This is a genomic window from Vibrio splendidus (assembly GCF_001557875.1).
GTDB classification, from domain to species: Bacteria; Pseudomonadota; Gammaproteobacteria; order Enterobacterales; family Vibrionaceae; genus Vibrio; species Vibrio splendidus_F.
Genome location: NZ_LNRF01000017.1, coordinates 1 through 26,516, shown reverse-complemented (window position 1 = coordinate 26,516; position 26,516 = coordinate 1). Strand labels below are relative to the sequence as shown.

The following is a 26,516-nucleotide window of genomic DNA, read 5'->3' as shown; positions in this document are numbered from 1 at the left end:
TTTTTGCGTTTAGGCTGTAGCAATTTAATAGAGGTGAAAGCTCATTTAATTCCTGAACTGCGCTTTTAAAATTCTATCAAGTGAGAATGGTCCTGCGCCCCACACAACAACGATAAGAATCATTAATCCCCAAAGTTGATGGTCGTAGAAGCCTTGATCCCATAATACAGGGTAAGAAACGACTGCAATGATATTGAAAACGAATAACACCGCAGCCATAGGTCGTGTTAATAAACCGAGAGCTAAGAACACCGGTAGAATCAATTCAGCGGCAGTACCCATATAGGCCGATAACTCCCAAGGTAACAGCGGTACTTGGTATTCCAACTCAAACAAGTAAAGGGTGCTATCCCAAGTCGCTATCTTGGTGAGGCCAGAATTAAAGAATATCCACGCCACCCATAGGCGACAAAATAGCAGTAGCAGCGGAACAAAGAGTGCCTGTGATTTCTCAATCAAGCTGTCGTATTGAGCCATCATGTTCGTGACTGTATTGTTATCCATAATATGTCTCCAATTCGGCATTGATTGAAAAGCCTGAGATGACGTTAAGCGTCATGACAGCATTCAGATGTTGTAGTAATGAAGGGTCTATTGCTGAGAGCGTTTGACCCGATTGCAATTCAGTTAATAGTTGATGGCATTCTTCACTCAAGCGATGGCTCTCAATCTGTGAATTCTCGGCTCGGATTAACACTCCAAATTCAGGTTGGTTGATGTCTAATCCGTCGAGTTGTTGCTGGTAGATAGCTTCTTCAAGCGCGATAACCGTATAGCTAGAATTGACTAGCGTTATTGAACCTTTGAGATGAAAGACTAACGCGCCTTGTTGTTCTTGTGGTACCTCAGCTAAACGAAAAAGAGGACGTTGGTCGACATGTGATTCTGAAACACATCTTACCAAGCTATCTTTTCGCCATTCATACAAAGCCATTTCACCGAGATAAGGTGCAGCTTCGATAACGGTAGGAAAGGTTTGTATGGTTTGATCAAAGTGTTCACCGTAGCTACTGACATCACCAGAGGTTGATGGATAACTTAAGACATGTTGACGAGCCATTTGTTGGAAGCACTCTTCACCAACCAGCATTTCAGTCAGCGGATACGTAGCAGCCAGTACTTCGCTCAAGCTGATCACAAAGTTATTGCGGTAAATCTGAATGCGTTGCTCATCCGTAAAATGGTCGCTCACTATGTCACAGAGCTCACCATTACTTTGGTAGCGCAGGGCGTTAGCAAACTCTAATTGAACATCTGCTAGGGAGTGGCTCATGATACGCGACTCCTTTGGTTGAAGCTGTTGTGTTGATACAAGATATCACTGGCTTTGGTGGCTTCAACCAATAAAACTTGTGGCTCAGGGATATCTAAATCCCACTCAATCAAGGTATGGCGCAAACCATGTTGCGCTATCCAGTCAGTGTAGAGCTGCCACACTTCATCACAGACAGGTTTACTGTGAGTGTCTATCCAGATCTCACCTTGTTCGAGTTTCTTCTTGGTGAAACCTGCCAAGTGGATCTCTTCCACTTTGTTTGCAGGTATTCCACTTAGATACTCTTTGCAGCTGAAGCCATGATTAAAAGATGAGACAAAAATATTATTGAAATCGAGCAGTAGGCGACACTCGGTGCGCTTCTGTACCTCGGCTAAAAATTCCCACTCTGGAATCGTTGAATGCTTGAAGGCAAGGTAGCTCGATGGATTCTCTATCAGTATAGGGCGTTGCAGGCTGTCTTGTACTTCGATGACATTGCGACAAAAGATTTCTAGCGCTTCTTCGGTATAAGGCAGCGGTAACAAGTCATTGAAGTAATGACCGCCAGTCTGACTCCAGCTGAGATGGTCAGAAACCAAAAACGGCTCTATATCATCGATAAGCTCTTTTAATTGAAGTAGATGGTGTTGATTGATGCGCTCAACAGAACCTAGAGACAATCCAACACCGTGACAACTGATGTTGTGTGCGCTACGAATTTCTCTGAGTTGTTGACGTTGCGGTGATTGAGCTAAGAAGTAGTTCTCGCTGTGAACTTCTAACCAACTTACTAAGGCTGGATTTTGGCTAAAGAAGTCCAAGTGCGGTGTTCTAAGGCCAACCCCTGTGTTGGGGTGAAGAGTCTGAGCCACAACGATTCTCCTAATAGGAAGTGGAGATGAGCCGAGTCTCAGCTCATCTTACTTAGTTGTTTAATTATGTCTGAAGGTGATTATGATGATTGAGTACTACCACCTGACAATTTGCCGCACAGTCCTTTAGGAACAACCACGAATGCATCAGACTGGTTGTCTTCTTTTGCTGTACCCGCACATGAACTTGTTTTGGTCGCACAATCATTTTGCCCAGCTTTTGCCACGCCGTAGCATTTTTCTTTTGCTGCTGCTTCCGCAGGTGCTGATGTAAGAACTGCACCGCCGAATGCTAGTACACTTGTGATTGCAGCTGTAACAGCAAGATTAGAATTTTTCATAGTCATTCCCTCTAGGACTTAATAGTATTTTCACATCGCAGGTTAATGAGTTGTTAACTTGCTTACTAAAAAGGATAGGAACAACCGGGAAATAATTTCACGGCATTATAAAAAATATCAATATTAATGATGTTTTATCGTTTAACTTGTTGAATTTATGATGTTAATTTTTGATTGTTTTTTCTTCTTATTATCCTAAACGCAGCCTAGTGTTTAGGTTATAATCAACTTTTATGTATAAATACCCAGTAGTGAGCATATCCAATGATAGATCCTTCGCTTTTACTCGATGGCCTAAACGATAAACAACGTGAGGCGGTCGCGGCACCTTTAGAAAACCTACTTATTTTGGCAGGTGCAGGCAGTGGTAAAACGCGAGTGTTGGTGCATCGTATTGCTTGGCTGCAAAGTGTAGAGCAAGCATCACCGTTCTCTATTATGTCGGTTACCTTCACCAATAAAGCGGCCGCAGAGATGCGTGGTCGTATTGAAGAGTTGATGATGGGTAGTTCGTCAGGCATGTGGAACGGTACTTTCCACGGTATTTGTCACCGCATCCTTCGTGCTCACTACCTAGATGCAAAACTGCCAGAAGATTTCCAGATCATAGATTCTGATGATCAGATTCGTTTGCTACGTCGCTTAATCAAGGCGCAAAACCTGGATGAAAAGCAGTGGCCTGCCAAGCAAGCTTCTTGGTGGATTAATGGCAAGAAAGATGAGGGATTACGTCCAAGTCACATTGACGCCTATCATGATCCAATAACTCAAACGTGGTTAAAGATCTACTCTGCTTACCAAGAAGCGTGTGACCGTGCTGGATTGGTCGACTTTGCGGAGATTTTGCTGAGATCACACGAGCTATTGCGCGATAAGAAACACATTCGCGAGCACTACCAAGCTCGCTTTAAGCATATTCTGGTCGACGAATTCCAAGATACCAACAATATCCAATATGCTTGGCTGCGTATGATGGCTGGCCCAGATTGTCGCGTGATGATCGTAGGTGATGATGACCAATCTATTTATGGTTGGCGTGGTGCGAAGATCGAAAATATTCAGAAGTTCTTGGATGAATTCCCAGGTGCTTCGACGGTTCGACTCGAACAAAACTACCGTTCAACCAAAACCATTCTACAGGCGTCGAACGAGCTTATCTCGAACAACACTGAACGTATGGGTAAAGAGCTGTGGACCGATGGTAATGATGGCGAGCCCATCTCTGTGTACTCAGCATACAACGAGCTCGATGAAGCGCGTTTTACGGTCAGTAAAATAAAAGAGTGGCAAGAGAAAGGCGGCGCGCTAGAAGATACAGCAATGCTTTATCGTAATAACGCCCAGTCTCGTGTCCTGGAAGAAGCGCTGATTCAAGCGGGCTTACCATACCGAATCTACGGCGGCATGCGATTCTTCGAGCGTCAAGAAATCAGAGATGCTTTAAGCTACATGCGCCTAATGAGTAACCGCAGTAATGATGCGGCGTTTGAACGTGTCGTAAATACGCCAACGCGTGGCTTGGGTGATAAAACGTTAGAAACAATTCGTCTTGCAGCGCGTGATCGTGGTGCAACCATGTGGGAAGCAAGTGTTGCTTTGATAGAAGAGCAAGTGCTCCCCGGCCGTGCTGCTGGTGCGTTGAGTCGCTTTATCGAGCTTATTAATGCGCTTGAAGACGATACGCTAGAACTTAGCCTGCACGAGCAAACTGACCACGTGATCAAATCGTCGGGTCTGTTTGCGATGTACGAGCAAGAGAAAGGCGAGAAGTCGAAGGCACGTATTGAGAACTTGGAAGAATTAGTAACGGCAACGCGTCAGTTTGAAAAACCAGAAGAAGCGGACGAGATGAGCATGCTAACGGCATTCTTAACTCATGCGGCTTTGGAAGCGGGTGAAGGTCAGGCTGATGAGTTTGATGACGCGGTTCAACTAATGACTTTGCACAGTGCCAAAGGCCTAGAGTTCCCAATAGTATTCATGGTGGGTGTCGAAGAAGGCATGTTCCCAAGCCAAATGTCTGCAGAAGAAGCGGGGCGTTTAGAAGAAGAGCGTCGCCTGTGTTACGTCGGCATGACTCGTGCGATGGAGAAGCTTTACATCACTTACGCTGAGATGCGTCGTTTGTACGGTCAGGATAAATACCATAAGCCATCACGCTTTATTCGTGAGCTGCCAGAGACCTGTTTGGATGAAGTGCGTATGAAGGCGCAAGTGAGCCGTCCAGCAAGCAGCGGCCGCTTTAGCCAAACCGCCGTGAAAGAGAACTTTAACGAGACTGGATTTAGCTTAGGTGCTCGAGTTAAGCACCCTAAGTTTGGTGAAGGCACTATCATTAACTTTGAAGGTAGTGGTCCACAGAGTCGAGTGCAAGTAGCGTTTAACGGTGAAGGTATCAAGTGGTTGGTGACAGCCTATGCTCGCTTGGAAAAGCTAGGTTAATTGCTAACGCGACAAGATGTAAACTATGAATTGCTGCCTCAGGGCAGCTTTTTATTGCTAGTGAGTATGGCTATAGCGATTACAGAACTCTTATTGCCATGAATAAGCGATTAGTAGACTAATAAAGAAAAACCCCGAGAGCTTACGCTCATCGGGGTCTATAGTCTTACTCGCAGCAATCCGGCTACTAAGTGTGCTCCATGCATCAAATCCATGATAGTGTGCTGTTATCCTTCAGCGTATTCCTTTCGTCGCCTTCCTAGCGGTGTCCTTGATCTTATCCTGATCTGCCAACAATCCTCGTCAGCGCGCGTCACTTGTTCCTTGAGCGGTGTCCTTTACATCATCCTGATGTTCAGTCCTTTCCTCGTCCAGAGGTGTCCATTGTCTTTCCTTAGTAGCAACCATCCTAGTTACTATTGCGTCCATTCAATGTCCATTTCGCTATCCGTGCCGATTATTCATCCTGAGTAATCGAATCTTCATCCTGAAGATAACCAAGTCCTTGGCGTTTCCTGTTCCGTGTCAGCATCCTTCCGACACCATTCATATTACCGATTCCTTATTTATCAGCAATGGTGCATAAGCGAATTTCTATATAATTATTTGAAGGATAAATGTACGTATTGTTTAATTTCAATCGGTTACGATATCTAGGTGCCTAATTTCGCAGTTAAATATCGATATTTACTCACTGCCTTGTGAGAGATCTCGCACAAGGCAGCGAGTAAAAAGGGAGGGTTATTCCCTACTGACCAATGGCTGCTCCTTCACGACGAGGGTCTGCAGCGCCTTCTAAGCCGTCTTTTGTGATGCGAATCGCGTGTAAACCAGAGTTAAGATCACGAACGTTGACCTCAAATCCCATATTTTCTAGCTCAGGTTTGAAGTTTTCCGCTGATGTTCCTTTTTCTAAATCTAAGGTACCGAAGCGGTTTAGGAAGTGCGGTTGATTGATGGCTTGTTGAATATCCATGTCCCATTGGGTATGGGCAATAATCGCTTGTGCTACATAGCCTATGATACGGCTGCCACCCGGAGAGCCAATCGCCATGTAAGGCTTATCGTTTTGCATGATGATAGTCGGTGCCATTGAAGAGCGTGGACGCTTGCCCGGTTCAAGTCGGTTCGCGATAGGTTTGCCGTCGTTGTGGGTCTTGAACGAGAAGTCGGTCAGTTCGTTGTTGAGTAAGAAGCCTCTCACCATTAAGCGTGAGCCGAATGCATTCTCAATGGTGGTCGTCATAGATACGACATTGCCATCACTATCGACAATATTGAAGTGGCTGGTGGACGGCAGTTCAATAGATACATCTTGGCTGCGTAGCATTGCGTGATCCCACGGCGGGGTGCCTGATGGCGCACTCTCTAGTGCCTTACCTGCGGTAATTAACTGGGCACGTTCCTGCAAATAGTCAGCATTCACTAACCCTTGAGTCGGCATTGGTACGTAATCTTGATCTGCCATGTACATACCACGGTCTGCAAAGGCTAGGCGAGAAGCGTCCGCTAACACTTGCCAAGATTTCGCATCGTTTGGTCCCCAGGATTTGAGGTCAAACTGCTCGGTCATCGCTAAGATTTGGCCAACGGTTAACGCGCCTGAACTTGGCGGCCCCATACCACAGATATCGTAGCTCTCATAAGTAGAACAAACTGGTTCGCGTTGTTTGATTGAATAGGTGTCGAAGTCTTTTTGTGCCAATACACCCGGATTGCCTTTGGCGGTTTGTACCGTGTTGATGATATCAGCAGAAATCTTGCCTTGGTAAAACGCCTTAGCACCATCCTTTGAAATAGCGTTTAACGTTGCGGCGTATTCAGGGTTCTTAAGTAGTGTACCCGCTGTTTTTGGGCTGCCATCGGCATTAAAGAAGTAAGCTTTTGTCGTGGCAAAACGGCTAAGTCGTTCTTGGTCATTTTCAATCAAGGTGGCTAAACGTGGGCTGATGGTAAAGCCTTTTTCAGCCAGTTGAGCAATAGGTTTGATCAGCGATGCCCATTCTAACTTGCCATATTTCTGGTGAGTGTCCCACAACAATTGCACGGTGCCCGGTGTAGCAACAGAACGACCGCCAACCACGGCATCATAAAACTTAAGCGGTTGACCGTTTTCATTTTGGAATAGACGTGGTGTTGCATCAAGCGGTGCGGTTTCGCGGCCATCGTAGGTTTTGAGTTGCTTGTCTTTGCCATCAAAATAGACAAGGAAAGCACCACCGCCAATACCGGACGACTGTGGTTCAACTAAGCCAAGCATCAGCTGTACCGCAACCATGGCGTCAATGGCGTTACCACCACGAGCAAGTACATCGGCACCAGCTTGGGTCGCCAGTGGGTTGGCCGCGGTGACCATCCAGTCATTGGCTTTAACGAGTTGTTTGGTTTCTAAACCACTACTTTGTTCGGGTGCGACGGAATCGGCAGCTTGGTTTGCCCAACTGACGTGAGAGGCAAAAAGTAGGGTAGAAGTGGCGAGGGTTGTTAGTTTTGTTTTCCACTGCATGATCTTCTCCTTTTAATATGCAGAGCTAGATTGGCAGTGGAAACATGAGATAGCCAGTGTGTTGTTAACGAATTGTAATCTTGATTCGAATTTAAGCGATTAAATCAGATAGTGACTGCCAAAGGATACTCGCGCCAATTAGGCTGAACACCACGCCACACAAGCCATCGATGTATACCGTTGCTTCGCTAAGTTTCTTCTGTAGAGCCTTAGTAGAAAGCATCCACGCCAGTAGTGAGAACCAAAACAGAGACAGACCAAATAGGATGATAAGCGCAAAGCCTTTACCCGACAGAGACATGTCGGCAGGGACTAAGCTCGACATCAAGCTAATAAAGAACACCAAAGCTTTTGGGTTGAGAATATTGGTCGCAAATCCTTTCGAAAATGCCTGACGCTTGTTGGTCAGAATCAGATCTTTGGCATTGACGGTATCGTCGTCATCGTCGTGGTTCTGAATGATTTGCCAGGTTGCTTTAAGTGCACCGAAACCTAAGTACAGCAAGTAGCTACCGCCAGCTAATTGGATAATGGCAAATAGGGTTGGTTGCTGGTGGACTAGGTAACTGATTCCCGTCAGGCTCAGTAACGAATGCAGTAAGATCCCGCAAGATAAACCAAGCGCGATATACAAGCCTGTTTGTCTGCCGTGACGTGTCGCATTTTGCACGACTAACGCAAAGTCAGGGCCGGGGCTCATCAAAGCGATGAAATGGATAGAGGCGAGGGTGATCAGTATGGTGACTTCGTTCATGTCAGTTCTCAATAACGTTGCCGCTATTTTTAAATAAGTAATCGTATTGAGCGTAGCTTACCGTGATTTGAAATCGAGCAATTGTAAATTATCAACACTTAGTTGATTTGTGAGGGTGGTACGCCGAATGTGGTTTTGAATGCCTTGGAGAAGTGTGCCTGATCATAGAAGCCCACTTGGTGCGCGACTTTTGTACCACATATTCCAGACTTAATCAGGCGCATGCTCTGCTCCATGCGTAAACGGCTCAGCCATGCGTAAGGCGTAATGCCCATTTTGTTTTTGAAATGGCGTTGGAATTGAGTCGTGGTTAAACCACACAACTCAGACAGTTGTTCTAGTCGCACTGGCTGATCCAAATTCGCCATTAAATAGTCTTTTAGTGCATCAATCGATTGATTACCCAGTTTGATGTCGCTCTTCGATCCAAATTTCGCATAACGATCGACAATCGTCGAGAATCCCTCGAATGGTAAGCAATCTTGAGCGAGTTGGCTGATGTTTTGATTGATTAACAGGCCGTGTAAGTTGCGTAATTGTAAAAATGCAGCTTGATCGGAGAGGATCAACTCAGAGAAGCCTAATGTGTGACCATTTTGCTTGGGATCGGCAAGATCTTGAAACCACTTAGGAGAAACTGCAAACACACTGACTTGATAACCTGAATCGAGTTTGGAGTGCCCATCATGCAGCTCATCAGGTGGCATGATAACAACTTGGCCAGCACCAACATGGTGGCTCGTCCCTTTATAGACGAATTTTTGCTGCCCTTGGGTAATTAAGCCGACGTGAAAGTCCAAATGATAGTGGCGCTGAAAGGCAAACTCTTGGTATTGAGCTTGGATCAGGCTGATATCTTCTGTTGGGGTAGAGTAATAGTGGACTTTATCCATGGTACAAAAAAGCTTGGTCAAATAGTCATCAATTTAACCAAGCTTATCTTCGTATTCAGCGGTTGTCTTGTAAAAAACGATCAGTGCTAGTGGTTTCTGACTGATTATTGAAGTGTCGTGATACTAATAACCGACCACTTTGAGTTCTTGGAAGTTATTCCATAGAACTAAGCTTGAAACATCGCCATTATTACCGTTACAAGTGAGGCGAATAAACTTAACCGATGTTCTATTCACGGCTTGTTCCACCAAACTGGTTGTGGTTCCAGGCGTCAAGACGTTGGTTACCAGATCGAAGCTGATGCCATCGTTACTAACTTCGAGATCAAATAGGTATTGTCGAACATCCCCTTTAGCTTGAGAGTAGAGGAGCTTAGTGACGTTCGCTGCAGCGCTAAGTTCAATTAGATATTGAATACCTTGCCCTTTCGCTGTCCACTTGGTTGTACTGTCTCCGTCTACGGCCATTTGCGGTGTATGGTCGGCGCGAGTTTCAGTGGCATTGACGTTAGCAATGGATAGTTCGGTTTCTTGCCCTTCCTGATGATAGTCTCCCAGAACGCCAAGATATCGACTAGCAAATGGATTGCTGTTGGCTGGCAAAAGCGATGGGAAAATGACATCCACACCTTGTTCACTTAACCCCATCCAACGACATAAGGTCGCAGCAAGTTGTTCTGAGGATTGGCTCGGGATAAATTTATTGCCCCAAGCATCTTGACCATCTTTGATAAATTCGGGGTATCGCCCATAGCTGTTACCTCCATTGACGGCATTACCGACCACTAGCTGATTACTTCCCCAACCATGGTCGGTGCCTGATTTACTGTTGTTTTCTATGGTTCGCCCAAAATCTGACATGGTCGATGTCACAACACTGTCTTCCAAGCCAAGTTCAGCAAGAGAGGCATGGAAAGCGCTAACGGCTTGGTCGATGGTAGAAAGAAGCCCATCATGGCGTCCACGTTGGTTACTGTGATTATCAAATCCACCAATATTAACAAAAAAGACCTGACGGCTATGACTGAGATCGGATGATGCTTGGATCATTCGTCTGACCATTTTTAGTTGTGAGCCTAGTGAGCTACTTGGAATGGAGCCGTCTTCTGGGTATGAATCGAGCACGAGTTGGATCTCCTGCTGGAAGTCTAATATGCCTTTCAGCCGTTTTGTATACTCTTGTTTGAACGGTGAACCGTAAGGTGCATTAACCAATTTGATGAAGTTATTGTTTATTGCACTTGAATGCCCAAGAGCATCCATAGCTCTTACACCACCAGAGGACATCGAGATATCTTTAGAATTTGCGCCAGTTAATAGTTCATTTCCAGCAAATGAAATGGAGTCGGAAATGATCGCTGTTTCACTGCGAAGGACATCCATCATCATTCCTGCCCAACCGTAGCTATGGTAACCATTATCTCCCCAACTCGACTGCCAAGCGGCTTGTTGCTTATTGTGGGCTCCAAGGTTCGATGGCTTCCTGACATCGTAAAGGTTGGATTTGTTGGTTGGCTCTACTAATGGTCCTACGTTAACTATGGCTGCGGCTTGGCCTGAGCTCATCATGCTGGCAAGGTTAGACATGCTAGCGTTGATGCCAAGCGCTTGCCCAGATTCTGTGTTTGGAATGGCTAAGATCTCAGAGCTGGCGAGTTGGATGTTTGGTCTCGCGGATTGGTAGTTACTTTGGTTGTTAGCGTCGGTAGGCACGATCATATTGAACGAGTCATTTCCGCCATGTAAGAAAAGACAGACCAACGCTTTATATCCACCTTGTTCATTAGCAAAGGCGCTGCTGACTGGGATGGATAAAGAGAGTGGGACCATCCCAGATACGGCTGTACCTGAGGCACCTTTGAGAAAACTTCTGCGTGTAATTGACATAATCTACTCCTGAACCATGAAATCGGGTGAAATGAATGCCATGAACAGCATCTTGGGTACTGCGTAATATTTGTTCCCATGACCGTGATAGATAGCGGATAGTAGGTCAGTAATTTCCTGGGACGCTTGTCCATTGAGAATGCGCAAATTAATCGCTTGAATAAGCTCAGTTTCACTTTCTGCTCTCGCTAAATCTTCTAAATCAGAAGGGGCAATATAGAGCTCTTTATTGTTGTTGCTATTTCCACGGTTCTGCCCAAAGTCTTTGAGTGTTCTGTAAAAAATGTTGTTCATGTCGATAAGTTGATTCCAGTCAATAATCTCTAATTCGGGTGCTGTTAGGCCTGCATCTGCAAGCGCACCTTGTGGGCTGTGACTCGGCTGATAAAAATTAAATACCGAATTAGACCCAAGTGGGTACTGATTAAAGCTTTCTTTATAGTTCATTGGGTCATAAACAATATCTCCGCTGCCACCTACGTACGCTTCCATTGCTCTATAGAGATAGGTCATCGCTAGGATAGGCTCTCTGACTTTGGTGACATTGATATCACTAGTTTTGAGTAACTCTGAGTCGGTTAAAATTGCTTTGATCACCGAGCCTAAATTTCCGCCTGAATTAATAAACTCAGCGGATACACGAGAAACGTACGCTTGAGTTGGGTTAGAGGTCGTTAACTGTTTAATCAGCATTATTGAAATAAAAGGCGCGACATTGGTATGGGTGGTGATTTGGGCAATAAATTGGTCAAGATCTTCTTCAGCAGTTTGGCCGGGAGGGTAATACTGACCAAGTACCCATTTTTCATCCATGTCATGCAGTGAGTTGTCTGCAGTCATGGGTTCAAGCGTGTTGTTATTGGTGATATCCCAGCCAGTAAAGACTCTTGCAGCTCCTTCAACATCGACATCATCATACGTCTCGATAACGCTACCATCTGGGTAAGTGGCTTGAGTTCCATCTTGGTTTAACTCATAAAGCCCAATGGTAAAGAGTTGCATGACTTCTCTGGCGTAGTTCTGATCGGGCGCTTGTCCGGTCACGCTTTCCGGTTTATTGCCATTCATGGTGAGATACTGTCCCATAGCAGGAGAGAGAGTGATGTGCTTAAGTAGCGTAGCAAATGATTCAAAGGCATTGTCGGCAAGCAAATCATAGTAGTTTGCTAACGCTTCTGGATCGGTAGCAAGGTTGGCATCTTTTTCACTGACTACAAATATTTGGCTTAGCGCGAACGCGATCCGTTGACGTAGTTGTGCTTCGTCCCATAACGCAGTGTCAAACCATGCCCCTACACGACACTCCTGATTTGGGTTGGTGAGATTCCTTCGGTTCGCTTGATGATAAGTTCGCTCAAGATGGCGCATGTATGGTTTAGCAATTTGTTGATCTATCCAATAAGAGCGATCGTCTTGTTCTTTAAACGCATTTAACTCCGATTGACGAACCCCCATGGTTGCCAAGTCTAAGAATCGAGAAGCCTGTTGGTGAGTTAAGTTATCCATATGATTTCCTCTAGCCAAATAGTGATCCCCAGAAAATGAATAGCTGGTTTCCATTTATATTTCTGGTGTATTAAGGATTAGTTGCTAGAAGGAGATGAATCTAGTCAGAAGTTGAGGGCTTCCCGAGAGTGTGAACCTGTGTGAAAACCCCAATGAAATGCATGATGTTGCATACCGAAATGTTGAAGTGGAATGCTATCTAAATGTATGAATTTATTGGATAGATCAATTCAGTGAATATCACTTAGAGTTACTTTGAGTCATCTGTGGTGAATGGGCGGTAGCAGGGTTTATAGCTAAAGGGGAAGAACTTGGCGTGATTACCAAGCTCTGATTTGATGTTTAGGTTGATTATACGCTTGAGGTTAGAGCTGCTTTTTGCTCTTTTTATTCGTTCGATAAGCATCAAAGGTAAAGACAAGCAGCGCGCTCCAAATAAAGGCGAAGGTGACTACTTTATCTTGGGTGAATGCTTCTCCATAAATCAGTACGGCCAGCAGTAGCATCAAGCTTGGGCCTATGTACTGGAAGAAACCGAGTGTCGATAGCTTCAATCGAGTTGCAGCGCCAGTAAAACACAGCAGTGGGATGGTTGTAATAACACCTGCAGCAACCAGTAATAGGTTGAGTTGCATTGGGTTCATCGATAAGTCTGAAGTTGGGCTATCGGCAATAAACAGTAAGTAGGTAGCTGCGAGAGGTAGCATCACCAGAGTTTCAATGAACAACCCCGTTTGCGCTTCTAAGCTAACTTTTTTACGCAGCAAACCATAAAAACCAAAGCTGAAGGCTAGGGCAATGGCGACGATCGGCACTGAGCCAAATGCAATCAGTTGGACTAATACACCAATGGCAGCCAGAGCAACCGCAAACCATTGTAGTTTACGCAACCGTTCGCCTAGGAAGAGCATACCGAGCAACACGTTAATCAGCGGGTTGATGTAATACCCTAAACTGGCATCAAGCATGTGATTAGAGTTGACCGCCCAGATAAAGATCAGCCAGTTGGCACCCACTAAAGTGGAGGTCGCCACTAAATAGAGCATTTTTGGTTTTGATGTCAAGGTGTCGCGCACTTTACGCCAGCTGCGGCCAATGTGTAGTAAAAAAGCGAGTAGGAAAAAAGACCATACTACACGGTGGCTAAGGATCTCTAACGGGGAAACGTCACTTAAAGATTTGAAATATATAGGGGCGATACCCCACATGGTGTAAGCACCGACAGCAAGCAAAATACCTTGGCGCGTACGTTGTTGTTCTTCTGGAGTCATGCATCTTTCTCTAGCACTGAGTGCTTATTAATAAGATTTATAAGAGAGTTGGTCAGTATAGGAGCGATAACCCTTTTCACCTAACAATTTGCGGTTTAATTCGCCAGCGTTCCCCTCTACAATGTGCGACTTGCTTGCCGAAGATGCTTGCTGATTTCATACCTCGATTAGGAACCACAATGACCGCCACTCTGATTGCTGAGCAAATACCAACTCCCGCGAATGATGCGCAAACCATCTTACAAGATGTGTTTGGCTATCAAAGCTTTCGCGATGGTCAGCAAGAGGTCATTGACCTGGCCGTTGAAGGCAAAGACAGTTTGGTGATAATGCCAACCGGTGGTGGTAAATCACTGTGTTACCAAATTCCCGCCTTGGTTCGTGAAGGGCTGACTCTGGTTATCTCGCCGTTGATCTCGTTGATGAAAGACCAAGTCGATCAACTGAAGGCCAACGGTGTTGCTGCTGAGTGTATTAACTCTTCAATGCCCCGCGACCAGTTGCTGAATGTGTTCAATCGTATGAATTCAGGTCAGCTGAAAATGGTGTATGTGTCACCAGAGCGTGTGTTGATGCGTGACTTTATCGAGCGCCTTCAGGGTTTACCGCTTTCGATGATTGCGGTTGATGAAGCGCACTGTATCTCTCAATGGGGACACGACTTCCGCCCTGAATACGCATCATTAGGTCAGCTTAAACAGTATTTCCCGCATGTGCCTTACATGGCGCTAACGGCAACCGCTGATGATGCGACGCGCAAAGATATTATCTCGCGGTTACAGCTCCTGGATCCGCATACTTATTTAGGCAGCTTTGATCGCCCTAATATTCGCTACAACCTGGTTGAGAAGCACAAACCCGTGTCACAGGTGGTTCGTTATCTAGAAACACAAAAGGGTAATTGCGGCATTATCTATTGCGGTAGCCGTAAGAAAGTGGAGATGGTGACCGAGAAGCTGTGCAATAACGGTATTCGTGCCGCTGGTTATCACGCTGGCATGGACACCGATGAGCGCGCTTATGTTCAAGAAGCCTTCCAGCGTGATGATATTCAGATTGTTGTCGCGACTGTGGCTTTTGGTATGGGTATCAACAAGCCCAACGTACGCTTTGTGGTGCACTTTGATATTCCACGCAACATCGAATCTTATTATCAAGAGACAGGCCGTGCAGGTCGTGATGGTTTGCCTGCTGAAGCAATGATGTTGTTTGACCCAGCTGATATGGGGTGGCTGCGTCGTATGCTGGATGAGAAAGAAGAAGGCCCACAGAAACAAGTTGAGATGCACAAGCTGAATGCGATGAGTGCTTTTGCCGAAGCGCAAACCTGTCGTCGTCAGGTTCTGCTTAACTACTTTGGCGAATATCGCGAGAAGCAATGTGGCAACTGCGATATCTGTCTCGATCCACCCAAGCATTTTGATGCGACCCAAGAGGCGCAAAAGGCGTTGTCTTGTGTGTACCGTGTGAATCAGTCCTTTGGTATGGGCTACGTGGTTGAAGTGATGCGTGGTATGCAGAATATCCGTGTCCGCGATAATGGTCATGACAAGCTCTCTACCTACGGTATTGGCCGTGACCATAGCCACGACTACTGGATCAGTATCTTCCGTCAGCTGATTCATAAAGGCTTGTTGTTCCAGAACATCACTCGTAACTCGACATTACAGTTAACAGAAGAAGCCCGCCCGCTGCTGCGTGGTGAGATGTCTTTGGAGTTGGCTGTGCCTCGTTTAGATACAGCGGTGCGCAATGCTAAGTCTGACAAGCTAAGCAGTAAGAACTACGATAAGAAGTTGTTTGCTAAGCTGCGTAAGCTACGTAAGTCGATTGCAGATGAAGATGGCTTGCCACCATATGTGGTATTCAGTGATGCGACGCTGATTGATATGGCTGAAGTATTGCCAACCTCATACGGAGAGATGCTAGCGGTTAATGGTGTTGGTCAACGCAAGCTCGATAAGTACGCCGATCCATTCTTGGATTTGATTCAAGAGCACATCACGACACACGGCTAGTTTATAAAAAACGATTGGCTCATAGAAAAAGAATAAGGTTGATAGGGACATGACAACACAAACAGAATTTGGCTTAAGAGAGTATTTGGCTGAGGAAGGGCGTTTATTGATTACGTCTCCAAGTTTTGATTTTGATTCTTATGAAGTGCTAGGTGAAAAGCTGGTGGCATTGCTGTCAGCGTCTGTTGTTGAAAAGCAATGGGACGCCGATATGCACTCTTGGTTAATTGATTTTGAAGATTGTCGGATGTTTTTAAAGTCTGAACATTACAGTGAATCAATCTGGTTTGAGTCGCTAAACGCTGAAGAAAGCAGAGAAGAGTTTGATTATCTCGCGACGCTTTTCAAACGCGGTTTCTAACTTTTTGCATCGTTTCTAAAACACAACTTCTAGCGCTATTCACCAATAAAAGTGAGAATAAACGTTTGCGTTTGTTCTCACCGTTGCAGCCAATATTGATTAATGTATAATCGCCCGCCGCTCAGTAGAGCAATTTTTTGATACATTTTTTAATTCACATTATTGGTAAGAGCTTTCTTGGATTATTCGAAGAAATGACTCGATTTGGGTTCCCTCACCCCCAAACCAAACTAAAAAGGTACAGCATGAGTAACTTTACCCCTGCGCAACAGCGCAAAGCCCTAGCATTATTAGTTTTGTTCCATTTGGTGATTATTGCGTCAAGCAACTATCTGGTTCAGCTACCTTTTACCGTCTTCGGTATGCACACCACTTGGGGCGCTTTCACTTTCCCGTTTATCTTCCTAGCGACCGATCTAACAGTACGCATTTTTGGCGCGCAGCTTGCTCGTAAAATCATTTTCTTAGTGATGTTGCCTGCACTGGCCGTTTCTTACTTCTTGTCAGTGGTGTTCTTTGAAGGTTCATTCCAAGGCTTTAGCCAATTAGGTGAGTTCAACTTGTTTGTTGCACGTATCGCCGCGGCGAGCTTCATGGCTTATTTACTGGGTCAGATCTTGGATGTGCATGTTTTCAACCGCCTACGTCAGCTCAAACAATGGTGGGTTGCCCCAACATGCTCAACGTTATTCGGTAATGCTATTGATACCATCGCGTTCTTTGCGATTGCTTTCTACCAAAGCCCAGATCCATTCATGGCCGAGCATTGGACTGAGATTGCCTTAGTCGATTACGGATTCAAACTTATCATCAGCCTAGGCTTATTCGTGCCTATGTACGGCGTGCTTCTGAACTACATTGTTAGAAAGCTAACCGCAGTGAACCCTGACTTTAAAGCGACAGGCGTGAACGTTTAAGGATCAGATTAGAAACGCATTAATGCAAAGATAAGAAAAAGCCCAAGTTAGTCTACTAACTTGGGCTTTTTTAATTTCTAGCGTCAGATACTAATATCAGAGGCATTCAATATTCAATGGCCAGCCAATATCGGTTTGTCTATTCGACTCGATTTCTAGCTCTGCAGCGGTCAGCGGATTGTCAGCTAACCATTGCTTAGAAAGCGTTAAGGTTAGATTGTTGTCATTCGTCGTCAGCTTGAACTCAGGTTCTAGCACTGGGTTACGACGGTGAGTCAGCAAAATAGCCAAGCGCAGAATACGTAAGATTCGCTTGCTGCTGGTGCCTGAGATAGCGTGCTGCTCTGGTAATGAAGTTAACTGTTCACGGTAGCGACGAGTTAACTCACCCAAGTAGTACTTTTGTGCTCGAGTAAAGCCAGGCAGATCTAAGTTCTGCAGTAGATAAGCGCTGTGCTCACCGCCTTTTTTGAAATCGATGGTTAAACCAATCTCATGAAGCTTAGCTGCCGTTTGCAATAGCACACCAGCTTGAGGCTCTGAAACCCACGCTTCGGCGCCGGCTTGCTTTAGTAGAGTCTGTGCAACTACAGCAACTTGTTCACCGTAGCTTACGTCCATCTGGTAGCGTGATTGTACGCTCTTGATGGTACGTGCACGGATATCTTCTTGACGTAGTTCATCAACCATCTCATAGGCTAGGCCTTCACGGAGTGCGCCGCCTGCAAGTGTCATTGAATCTATTTCAAGCAGCTCAAAAATAGCAATAAGAATAGAAAGGCCACTCGGGAACACTAATGCGCGTTCAAGAGTTAGTCCTTCGATTTCTAGCTCTTCTAAGCGCTCTGTAATCATGGCTTGTTTCTGTAGGCGCTTAAGTTTGGCATGAGTAATCACTTCATCCATGCCTTGCGCCAACATGATTTCTTGCAGTGCCTGAACGGTACCACTAGCGCCAACACACACATCCCATCCGATATCAGTGTAGCTATCTAGGATAGGAGCCAACGTCGACTTCGCCGCTTCAATGGCGTTGTTAAAGTTGGTTGCGGTTAATTGGCGATCTTTAAAGTGGCGCTCAAGCCAAGTAACACAGCCCATCTTTAGGCTAGTTAGTGCTTTCGCTGAGAAGCCTTCACCAATGATCATCTCGGTGCTTGCGCCACCAATATCAACCACCAGTCGGCGCCCACTGCCACCAGAAGTGTGTGCTACACCTTTATAGATAGTCGCAGCTTCTTCTTCACCAGAGATAACATTGATGTCGTAACCAAGGATCTGGTTCGCTTTCTCTAGAAAGATATCCACATTGATAGCGGTACGTAGGGTCGCTGTACCCACAATGCGGATATTTTCTTTCGGAATATCTTGCAGTCGCTCTGCAAAGAGACTCAAACAGTCCCAACCGCGCTGCATAGCTTCTCTACTAAGCGCATTATTTTCATCTAAGCCTGCAGCTAAACGCACTTTGCGCTTAATCTTAGCCATGGTTTGTACGCTGCCATCGATATGACGCACAACGAGCATATGAAAACTGTTCGACCCGAGGTCGATTGCAGCGTAAAGCGGGGGTGACACTGTTTGACTCATAAGCGACTAAGCTTCCTTGTTATGACGCGGTTGGCGTGGGCGACGGTTCTGGTTTGGTTTACGGTTACCGTTGCGTGGGCCATTGTTGTTCGAGCGGCGTTGTTGCGGGTTACGTGTACGTAAGCGCAATGGTGCTGGTAGATCTTCTAGCAGTGCAGAAGCATCGTAGTCAGAGACAGGGATAGCGTGCTCAATGTACTCTTCGATTGGTGGCAAGTTGATTGCGTAATCTTCGCAAGCAAAGCTGATCGAATGACCACTTGCACCAGCACGACCTGTACGGCCGATACGGTGAACGTAATCTTCACAGTCATCAGGTAGGTCGAAGTTGAATACGTGTGTTACTTGAGGGATGTGTAGGCCACGTGCTGCAACGTCGGTTGCGACAAGTAGGTCAACATCACCTTTAGTGAATTGCTCAAGAATCTTTTCACGTTTCTTCTGAGGAACATCGCCAGTTAGTAGGCCAACACGGTGACCATCTGCAGCTAGGTGACCCCAAACAGACTCACACTTGTGCTTAGTGTTAGCGAAGATGATAGCGCGCTCTGGCCACTCTTCTTCAACTAGCGTCTGCAGAAGTGCCATTTTGTGTTCGTTTGACGGGTAGAACAGCTCTTCCTGAATACGGTGACCTGTTTTACGCTCTGGCTCAACAACCACGTGCTCAGGGTTGTGCATGTGTTCGAACGCTAGCTCTTGTACGCGGTAAGACAATGTCGCAGAGAACAGCATGTTCAGGCGATCTTTTGGCTCAGGCATACGGCGGAACAAGAAGCGGATGTCTTTGATGAAACCAAGATCGAACATGCGATCAGCTTCGTCAAGAACAACGGCTTGAATGTGATTAAGGTTAAATACCTTTTGCTTGTAGAAATCGATGATGCGGCCAGTCGTACCAATTAAGATATCTGCGCCTTCTTCGATCTTACCTAGTTGCTTGTCGTAGCTTTCGCCACCGTAAGCAAGTGCTGCCTTGATACCTGTGCTTTCAACCAGAGAGTCAGCATCGTTGTAGATCTGAATCGCGAGTTCACGCGTTGGTGCCATAATAATCGCACGTGGCTGGTTAGGCTTACGCCCTTCATGCTCAGGTGTTTTTAGCAGGTGGTTAAAAGTAGCAGTAAGAAACGCAAGCGTTTTACCAGTACCCGTTTGGGCCTGGCCTGCAATGTCTTGGCCGGTGAGCAGTACCGGGAGCGCCAAGGCTTGGATAGGGGTACAATAATCGAACCCTTTTTTCTCCAATCCTTCAATGACTTGCGGAAGTAAATCCAAGTCGGCGAACTTTTGCTCTGTGATATGCGTCTTTTTCATTGCTATAGAATATCAGCTTAAGCTTGCAATACGAAAGTAAATACATTCCAATAGGGCATCTATTTACTGGTTATCATCCAACCAGTTCTAAAAAATACATTGGAGTGGAAGATGAGTGATAAGATTTTGCAGCTAACTGATGACGGTTTTGATAACGATGTAATCAACGCTGCAGGCCCTGTTCTTGTTGATTTTTGGGCAGAATGGTGTGGTCCATGTAAAATGATTGCGCCGATTCTTGACGAAATCGCAGACGAGTACGAAGGCAAGCTCACAATCGGTAAATTAAATATCGACCAAAATGCTGGTACTCCACCAAAATTTGGTATTCGCGGCATTCCAACGCTACTTCTTTTCAAAGATGGCGGCGTAGCAGCGACTAAAGTTGGTGCACTATCTAAAACTCAACTTAAAGAGTTCTTAGACGCTAACCTTTAATAAGGTCAGCTTTTGAAAAGAAACCGTGCAGTTAACAAATGCGCGGTTTTGTTTTTTCTAAGCTATGGACTAGTCTTAGTTTTAGTGCTAATTTATCGCACGTTAATTGAACGAATTTCTCTTCTTGGTCGATCCTGTGACCAAATCCTTCTTAACTTAAGAAAACAGATCCTATTTTGACTAAACAAACTTCCACCACTATGAATCTTACTGAACTGAAGAACAGACCTGTGTCTGAGCTTGTTAAACTTAGCGAAAGCTTAGGTCTTGAAAATCAAGCTCGCCTAAGAAAACAAGACATTATCTTCTCCATCCTTAAAGCGCATGCAAAAAGTGGTGAAGACATCTTTGGTGATGGTGTTCTAGAAATTCTTCAAGACGGTTTTGGTTTCCTACGTAGCGCCGACAGTTCATACCTGGCTGGCCCAGATGATATCTACGTATCTCCAAGCCAAATTCGTCGTTTTAACCTTCGCACTGGTGACTCTATTGGCGGTAAAATCCGTCCACCTAAAGATGGCGAACGTTACTTTGCACTGCTTAAAGTAAACACGGTTAACTACGACAAGCCAGACAACGCTCGTAACAAGATTCTTTTCGAAAACCTTACTCCTCTTCACGCCAACGAACGTATGGTGATGGAAGCGGGTAATGGTGCGACTGAAGATATTACGGCTCGTATTCTTGACCTTGCATCTCCAATTGGTAAAGGTCAGCGTGGTCTGATTGTTGCTCCGCCTAAAGCGGGTAAGACAATGCTTCTGCAAAACATTGCTCAAAGCATTGCGCGTAACCATCCTGAGTGTGAACTAATGGTTCTACTTATCGATGAGCGTCCAGAAGAAGTAACAGAAATGCAGCGTCTAGTTAAAGGCGAAGTAGTTGCTTCAACATTCGATGAGCCAGCATCTCGCCACGTACAAGTTGCAGAAATGGTTATCGAGAAAGCGAAACGCCTTGTTGAACACAAGAAAGACGTGGTTATCCTGCTGGATTCTATTACTCGTCTAGCTCGTGCCTACAACACTGTGATTCCTTCATCAGGTAAAGTTCTTACTGGTGGTGTTGACGCGAATGCTCTACATCGTCCAAAGCGTTTCTTCGGTGCGGCACGTAACGTAGAAGAAGGTGGTAGCTTAACGATCATCGCAACAGCACTGGTTGATACTGGTTCTAAGATGGATGAAGTTATCTACGAAGAATTCAAAGGTACAGGTAACATGGAACTGCACCTTAACCGTAAGATTGCTGAAAAGCGCGTATTCCCAGCGATTGATTTCAACCGCTCTGGTACTCGTCGTGAAGAGCTTCTTACGAAGAACGATGAACTACAGAAGATGTGGATCCTGCGTAAGATTGTTCACCCAATGGGCGAAATCGACGCAATGGAATTCCTTATCGATAAGCTAGCAATGACCAAAACGAACGATGAGTTCTTTGACGCAATGCGTCGTCAGTAATATTGATTAGCTGATCGTTATTTAATAAGCGCTGCCTTCGGGTGGCGCTTTTTATTTGCATTTTGTAGCGACAGCTTGCAGAATGAACAAAAGTGTTACAAGGAAGTTAAAATGCAACATGGACTGTTGTCATCATTACTCCTGTCTACTTCACTGTTATTTTCACCGGTTGGTATGAGCTATGCCACTGAGATGTCTCCACTTACAGTAGAGTCTTGGCTTGAGAATGATCAAGTAAAACTGAAAACTGCTGAATTACTCGAGCTTGTCGTACGTGACGAAGTCAATTCGCTACGTTTTGCACTTGAGCGCCTGACATTCCCCCAACAAGAGGTGGCTCGTTACCAACTCTTGAAGAAGCTCGAGCAGCAAAAAATCGTACTCACACCTAAGATGTCCATCTTCATCGAGCAGCAACTCGCTATCACGCCCACTTATCAAGTATTAGAGCGTGGAGATGGCTACGAGTTTACGGTACCGGCCTTTAATTATCCTTCAATTGCTAATCGTCTCATCAAACAGTGGCGTCAAGATCAGAAGATACTGGTGTTTGTACTAGATGCAGAGAAGCAGGAACTCGACCTAAAAGAGTGGTTATCTGGTTCTGAGCATCAAGTTCAAACGCGAGAAGCGCTGCTCATTAGAGAGCTAGACAGTTTGTCTCCTGAAGCGGTTGATTATCTAACTAAGCAACTCACCGCATCTTCTATTGTTAGCTGGTTACCTTCCACTGAAGTGGTGGTTCGATTAGCGCAAGTGAGCGAAGACCCAGAGGTCTATAAGATTCTATGGCGAATGAAGGCTGATTATCATAGTCAAGCTGAGTTAGTTCGCCTTGCTGAAACCAAACAAGCGTTCGCGTTAGAACAAGTAATGGCTGCGACTAAAAATCCGCGTTTGAAAGATGAAGCGATTACCTTGCTCACCAAGGTTAACCCGTTATCAGAAGAGGTGAAGCAGTTCCTTGTCTCTAGGATGGCGATTGCCGATGAAGCCCCATTAGTCGCTCGTGAACTCGCTAAACAAGGTCATACGCGATGGTTGCAAGATCTCGTCAATGATAACCCTCAGGTGAAGAGCTCTTTGATCGAGCAAGCATTACCGTAAGGTGGATTTTTCCTCTCAATAACCACACTAAAAAGGGGGATCTCAGCGTCACCCTTTTTGATATACTGAGCGCAGAATAATCAGCATGTAGAAGTCCTATGAGTTTTAAAGATTTACGTGATTTTATCGACCATCTTGAAAGTATTGGTCAGTTGAAACGCATTTCTCACCCAGTCGATCCAGACTACGAAATGACCGAGATTAGCGACCGTACTCTACGTGCTGGTGGCCCGGCTCTTTTGTTTGAAAATCCAGTAGGCTATGACATGCCTGTTTTGACCAACCTATTTGGTACACCTAACCGGGTTGCTATTGGTATGGGGCGTCAGGAAGTCAAAGAGCTGCGTGAAGTAGGCAAGTTGCTTGCTTACCTAAAAGAACCAGAACCACCAAAAGGTTTTAAAGACGCTCTTGATAAACTGCCTGTGTTTAAGCAAGTCTTAAACATGCCGGCTAAGCGCCTTCGCAAAGCGGCTTGCCAACAAGTGGTATGGCAAGGCGATGACGTCGACCTAGATAAAATCCCCGTGATGAGCTGTTGGGCTGACGATGTTGCGCCATTGCTAACGTGGGGTTTAACGGTTACTCGTGGTCCGAACAAAAAACGCCAAAACTTAGGCATTTATCGTCAGCAGAAGATCGGTAAGAACAAAATCATCATGCGTTGGTTAGCCCACCGTGGTGGAGCGCTGGATCTGCGCGATTGGATGGAAACCAACCCTGGTAAACCATTTCCGGTATCGGTAGCGTTTGGTGCCGACCCAGCTACCATTCTTGGTGCGGTTACGCCAGTGCCGGATACTTTATCTGAGTACGCGTTTGCAGGCTTACTACGTGGTAGTAAAACTGAGGTCGTTAAATCAATCAGCAACGACTTAGAGGTTCCTGCAAGTGCGGAAATCGTGATGGAAGGTTACATCGACCCGAATGAATTTGCGGATGAAGGTCCTTACGGAGACCATACTGGTTACTACAACGAGAAAGAAAAGCATCATGTGTTTACTATTACTCATGTAACCATGCGCGAGAACCCTATCTATCACAGCACCTATACTGGCCGTCCACCGGATGAGCCTGCGGTATTGGGGGTTGCGCTAAATGAAGTGTTTGTGCCTATTCTTCAAAAGCAGTTCCCAGAGATTGAAGATTTTTATCTACCGCCTGAAGGCTGTTCGTACCGAATGGCAGTCGTGACCATGAAGAAGCAATACCCAGGTCACGCTAAGCGAGTAATGATGGGTGTATGGTCTTTCTTACGCCAATTCATGTACACCAAATTTGTATTGGTGTGCGATGAGGATGTCAATGCACGCGATTGGTCTCAAGTAACCACAGCGATGTGCGAACATATGGATCCGTCACGCGATAGCTTGATGATAGAGAACACGCCGATCGATTCATTGGATTTTGCATCACCCGTGGTTGGGTTGGGTTCTAAGATGGGTCTAGATATCACTAAGAAGTGGGACGCAGAGTTAGCGCTATCGCCAGATGCCCAATTAGCACCTGAAAATAGTGAACATATAGAGGGTAGCTTGGCTGAGTTAACCAAGGTTCACCCTGAAATTATTGATATTCACCTGCAAAACGACAATGCCAGCATGGTTGTGGTGTCTATTGATAAGCAAGCTGCCGGTAATGGTAAGAAAATCATGGAAGCGGTTTGGTCTCAATTTGATGAGAACAAATTCGTTATCGTGTGTGATGGCGATGTTAACGTGAGTGACTGGAACGACATCATCTGGGCGGTAACCACTAGAATGGATCCTGCTAGAGATACCTTGTTCCTTCAGAACGAAACTGGGCACTCCAAAATGGGTCTCGATGCGACCAATAAATGGGAAGGTGAGTGTCTACGTGAGTGGGGTGTTCCAATCACAAAAGATCCTGAGTTGGTCAAAAAGATTGATAGCATCTGGGAACAACTAGGAATTTTATGAGCTACCAAGTAGTCTTGTATCCAGAAAACATCAGTTTCACCGTAGAAAAAGGGCAAACGGTCTTGGATGCTGCGCTCAACAGCGATATCTATTTCCCTAACCGTTGCCAAGTTGGCGCATGTGCTATGTGTATGTGCAAAAAATTAGAAGGGCAAGTGAGTTACCACCTTGAACCCATGCTCACAGAGAAAGAGCAGCAACAGGGTTGGATTTTCGCTTGCCAAGCATTTGCAGAAAGTAATTTAGTTCTAACCTTTGCCGATTAAGGGTTAGTGAGAGGAAGAACATGACTATTAAATGTAAAGTTAAGTCTATCGAGCCTTTGGCTTGTAACACTTACCAAATCCTACTTCACCCAGAGACACCTGTTGCCTTTAAAGCTGGTCAGTACCTGATGGTTGAAATGGGTGAAAAAGATAAGCGTCCATTTTCAATTGCGAGCAGCCCTTGTCGCCACGAAGGTGAGCTTGAGCTACATATTGGTGCTGCTGAACACAATGCTTATGCATTAGAAGTGGTTGAAGCAATGAAAAAGGCACAAGCTGAAGATGGCGATATCGCGATTGATGCACCACATGGTGATGCGTGGATTAAAGAAGAAAGCGAACGCCCTCTACTATTGATTGCTGGTGGTACGGGTTTTAGCTACGTACGTTCTATTCTTGATCACTGCATCGCACAAAATAGCTCGAAAGAGATCTACCTATACTGGGGCGCAAAAGATGAGTGTCAGTTATATGCGAAAGAAGAGCTGGTTGGCATTGCAGAACAGCATAGCAATGTGCACTTTGTACCGGTAGTAGAAGAAGCACCGGAAGTTTGGCATGGTCAAACCGGTAATGTGCTTGAGGCTATCACGCAAAGTTTTGAATCATTAGCTGATTTCGATATCTATATTGCAGGTCGTTTTGAAATGGCGGGCGCTGCAAGAGACCTATTTACTCAGAATAAAGAAGCAAAGCGTGACCATATGTACGCTGATGCTTACGCATTTATCTAACAATACCTTTAGATTTTGAGTAAAAAGAGAGCAGAAATGCTCTCTTTTTTACGTTTAGGTGAACTATTAGGCAGTTAACCCCTATTTATTCATTTTTTATGAAAAAGTAGTTGCTAAGCTGAGAGGGTTCCCTATAATGCGACACCACTGAGACGGCAGACGCCACAAGGCTTCAGCAAGAATCAGTAAGGCGGAAAGCGACAAAAAATTAATTTTCAAAAAGTGTTTGACACTGAATGTTAATTCGCTAGAATGGCCGTCCACTTCGAGAGGCTCCTTACTTAAAAGGAACGCTCAAGAAGTTAAGCTCTTTAACAATTTAAACCTATCAATCTGTGTGGGCACTCGTTGATGAATATCAAAACGTTATTACTTAGGTAGTAACAGTTACTTCGGTAACAAATTGATTTCAATGAACTGAGTGACCAATACGTTTAACTACTTGTAGTTATTCGGCACAGTCAATTCATTATCATTCTGTTGGAATGGTAATAGCTTTAGAATTACACAGTAGTTTTGAAGTCAGTATTCGTTGAGTCACAAAATCTTAAATTGAAGAGTTTGATCATGGCTCAGATTGAACGCTGGCGGCAGGCCTAACACATGCAAGTCGAGCGGAAACGACACTAACAATCCTT

22 protein-coding genes are annotated in these 26,516 nt (G+C 45.3%); 10 read left to right on the top strand and 12 right to left on the bottom strand.

Features of this window, described 5'->3' with window-relative positions:
* Positions 1 to 45: 45 nt before the first annotated feature.
* From ATB74_RS22815 to ATB74_RS22800, 4 genes are all read right to left on the bottom strand, one after another.
* A complete protein-coding gene (locus tag ATB74_RS22815; protein WP_061019817.1) occupies positions 46 to 504 on the bottom strand; it encodes a DoxX family protein in 459 nt (152 codons plus the stop codon).
* A complete protein-coding gene (locus ATB74_RS22810; RefSeq protein ID WP_061019816.1) occupies positions 497 to 1,273 on the bottom strand; it encodes an HvfC/BufC N-terminal domain-containing protein in 777 nt (258 codons plus the stop codon). The genes ATB74_RS22815 and ATB74_RS22810 overlap by 8 nt, the downstream gene beginning before the upstream one ends.
* A complete protein-coding gene (gene bufB, locus ATB74_RS22805) occupies positions 1,270 to 2,130 on the bottom strand; it encodes an MNIO family bufferin maturase (protein ID WP_061019815.1) in 861 nt (286 codons plus the stop codon). The genes ATB74_RS22810 and bufB overlap by 4 nt, the downstream gene beginning before the upstream one ends.
* 80 nt (positions 2,131 to 2,210) lie before the next feature.
* A complete protein-coding gene (locus ATB74_RS22800; RefSeq protein ID WP_060983713.1) occupies positions 2,211 to 2,471 on the bottom strand; it encodes a BufA1 family periplasmic bufferin-type metallophore in 261 nt (86 codons plus the stop codon).
* 264 nt (positions 2,472 to 2,735) lie between these two features.
* Between ATB74_RS22800 and uvrD the strand changes: the two genes are divergently transcribed.
* Positions 2,736 to 4,913 (top strand): DNA helicase II, encoded by a 2,178-nt coding sequence (gene uvrD / locus ATB74_RS22795; protein ID WP_061019814.1) that lies wholly within the window; start codon positions 2,736 to 2,738, stop codon positions 4,911 to 4,913.
* 748 nt (positions 4,914 to 5,661) lie between these two features.
* On the opposite strand, the gene ggt is transcribed toward uvrD, so the two are convergent.
* The 6 genes from ggt to rarD form a co-directional block, all read right to left on the bottom strand.
* Positions 5,662 to 7,419, bottom strand: coding sequence for a gamma-glutamyltransferase (gene ggt / locus ATB74_RS22790; protein WP_061019813.1), 1,758 nt, complete (start codon positions 7,417 to 7,419; stop codon positions 5,662 to 5,664).
* A 91-nt stretch (positions 7,420 to 7,510) separates the two neighbouring features.
* A complete protein-coding gene (locus tag ATB74_RS22785; protein ID WP_060983716.1) occupies positions 7,511 to 8,173 on the bottom strand; it encodes a LysE family translocator in 663 nt (220 codons plus the stop codon).
* A gap of 98 nt (positions 8,174 to 8,271) precedes the next feature.
* Positions 8,272 to 9,066 (bottom strand): helix-turn-helix transcriptional regulator, encoded by a 795-nt coding sequence (locus ATB74_RS22780; protein ID WP_060983717.1) that lies wholly within the window; start codon positions 9,064 to 9,066, stop codon positions 8,272 to 8,274.
* A 123-nt stretch (positions 9,067 to 9,189) separates the two neighbouring features.
* The gene (locus ATB74_RS22775) at positions 9,190 to 10,953 is read right to left on the bottom strand and encodes a DUF1501 domain-containing protein (protein WP_061019812.1); all 1,764 of its coding nucleotides are present in this window, start codon (positions 10,951 to 10,953) and stop codon (positions 9,190 to 9,192) included.
* A gap of 3 nt (positions 10,954 to 10,956) precedes the next feature.
* Positions 10,957 to 12,459, bottom strand: a complete 1,503-nt coding sequence (locus ATB74_RS22770; RefSeq protein WP_061019811.1) for a DUF1800 family protein — start codon at positions 12,457 to 12,459, stop codon at positions 10,957 to 10,959.
* Between the two features lie 365 nt (positions 12,460 to 12,824).
* Positions 12,825 to 13,730, bottom strand: coding sequence for an EamA family transporter RarD (gene rarD / locus ATB74_RS22765; RefSeq protein WP_061019810.1), 906 nt, complete (start codon positions 13,728 to 13,730; stop codon positions 12,825 to 12,827).
* A gap of 179 nt (positions 13,731 to 13,909) precedes the next feature.
* Between rarD and recQ the strand changes: the two genes are divergently transcribed.
* From recQ to ATB74_RS22750, 3 genes are all read left to right on the top strand, one after another.
* On the top strand, positions 13,910 to 15,748 hold the full coding sequence (gene recQ, locus ATB74_RS22760; protein ID WP_060983721.1) for an ATP-dependent DNA helicase RecQ: 1,839 nt from the start codon (positions 13,910 to 13,912) through the stop codon (positions 15,746 to 15,748).
* Between the two features lie 49 nt (positions 15,749 to 15,797).
* Positions 15,798 to 16,109: a DUF3630 family protein gene (locus ATB74_RS22755; protein WP_017061332.1), complete on the top strand. Its 312-nt coding sequence runs from the start codon at positions 15,798 to 15,800 to the stop codon at positions 16,107 to 16,109.
* A gap of 245 nt (positions 16,110 to 16,354) precedes the next feature.
* Entirely contained in the window at positions 16,355 to 17,026 is a 672-nt protein-coding gene (locus tag ATB74_RS22750) for a 7-cyano-7-deazaguanine/7-aminomethyl-7-deazaguanine transporter (protein ID WP_048613244.1), read from the top strand.
* 96 nt (positions 17,027 to 17,122) lie between these two features.
* Here ATB74_RS22750 and gppA read toward each other — a convergent pair whose 3' ends face one another.
* Positions 17,123 to 18,616 carry a guanosine-5'-triphosphate,3'-diphosphate diphosphatase gene (gene gppA / locus ATB74_RS22745; protein ID WP_061019809.1) on the bottom strand — a complete coding sequence of 498 codons (1,494 nt, stop codon included), beginning with the start codon at positions 18,614 to 18,616 and terminating at the stop codon, positions 17,123 to 17,125.
* Between the two features lie 6 nt (positions 18,617 to 18,622).
* Positions 18,623 to 19,933, bottom strand: a complete 1,311-nt coding sequence (gene rhlB, locus ATB74_RS22740) for an ATP-dependent RNA helicase RhlB (protein ID WP_048610414.1) — start codon at positions 19,931 to 19,933, stop codon at positions 18,623 to 18,625.
* A gap of 111 nt (positions 19,934 to 20,044) precedes the next feature.
* Here rhlB and trxA point away from each other — a divergent pair, with 111 nt between their 5' ends.
* The 6 genes from trxA to fre all read left to right on the top strand — a co-directional run bounded on the left by trxA (position 20,045) and on the right by fre (position 25,878).
* Positions 20,045 to 20,371, top strand: a complete 327-nt coding sequence (trxA, locus tag ATB74_RS22735) for a thioredoxin TrxA (RefSeq protein ID WP_010440700.1) — start codon at positions 20,045 to 20,047, stop codon at positions 20,369 to 20,371.
* Between the two features lie 200 nt (positions 20,372 to 20,571).
* Positions 20,572 to 21,831 carry a transcription termination factor Rho gene (gene rho, locus ATB74_RS22730; RefSeq protein ID WP_017062978.1) on the top strand — a complete coding sequence of 420 codons (1,260 nt, stop codon included), beginning with the start codon at positions 20,572 to 20,574 and terminating at the stop codon, positions 21,829 to 21,831.
* Between the two features lie 111 nt (positions 21,832 to 21,942).
* Complete coding sequence (locus ATB74_RS22725) at positions 21,943 to 22,938, top strand: hypothetical protein (protein ID WP_060983724.1); 996 nt, start codon at positions 21,943 to 21,945, stop codon at positions 22,936 to 22,938.
* A 98-nt stretch (positions 22,939 to 23,036) separates the two neighbouring features.
* Positions 23,037 to 24,878: a 4-hydroxy-3-polyprenylbenzoate decarboxylase gene (gene ubiD, locus ATB74_RS22720; protein ID WP_060983725.1), complete on the top strand. Its 1,842-nt coding sequence runs from the start codon at positions 23,037 to 23,039 to the stop codon at positions 24,876 to 24,878.
* The gene (locus ATB74_RS22715; protein WP_008224727.1) at positions 24,875 to 25,144 is read left to right on the top strand and encodes a 2Fe-2S iron-sulfur cluster-binding protein; all 270 of its coding nucleotides are present in this window, start codon (positions 24,875 to 24,877) and stop codon (positions 25,142 to 25,144) included. Before ubiD ends, ATB74_RS22715 begins: the two co-directional genes overlap by 4 nt.
* Before the next feature lie 20 nt (positions 25,145 to 25,164).
* Positions 25,165 to 25,878 carry an NAD(P)H-flavin reductase gene (gene fre, locus ATB74_RS22710; protein ID WP_061019808.1) on the top strand — a complete coding sequence of 238 codons (714 nt, stop codon included), beginning with the start codon at positions 25,165 to 25,167 and terminating at the stop codon, positions 25,876 to 25,878.
* Positions 25,879 to 26,516 lie beyond the last annotated feature (638 nt).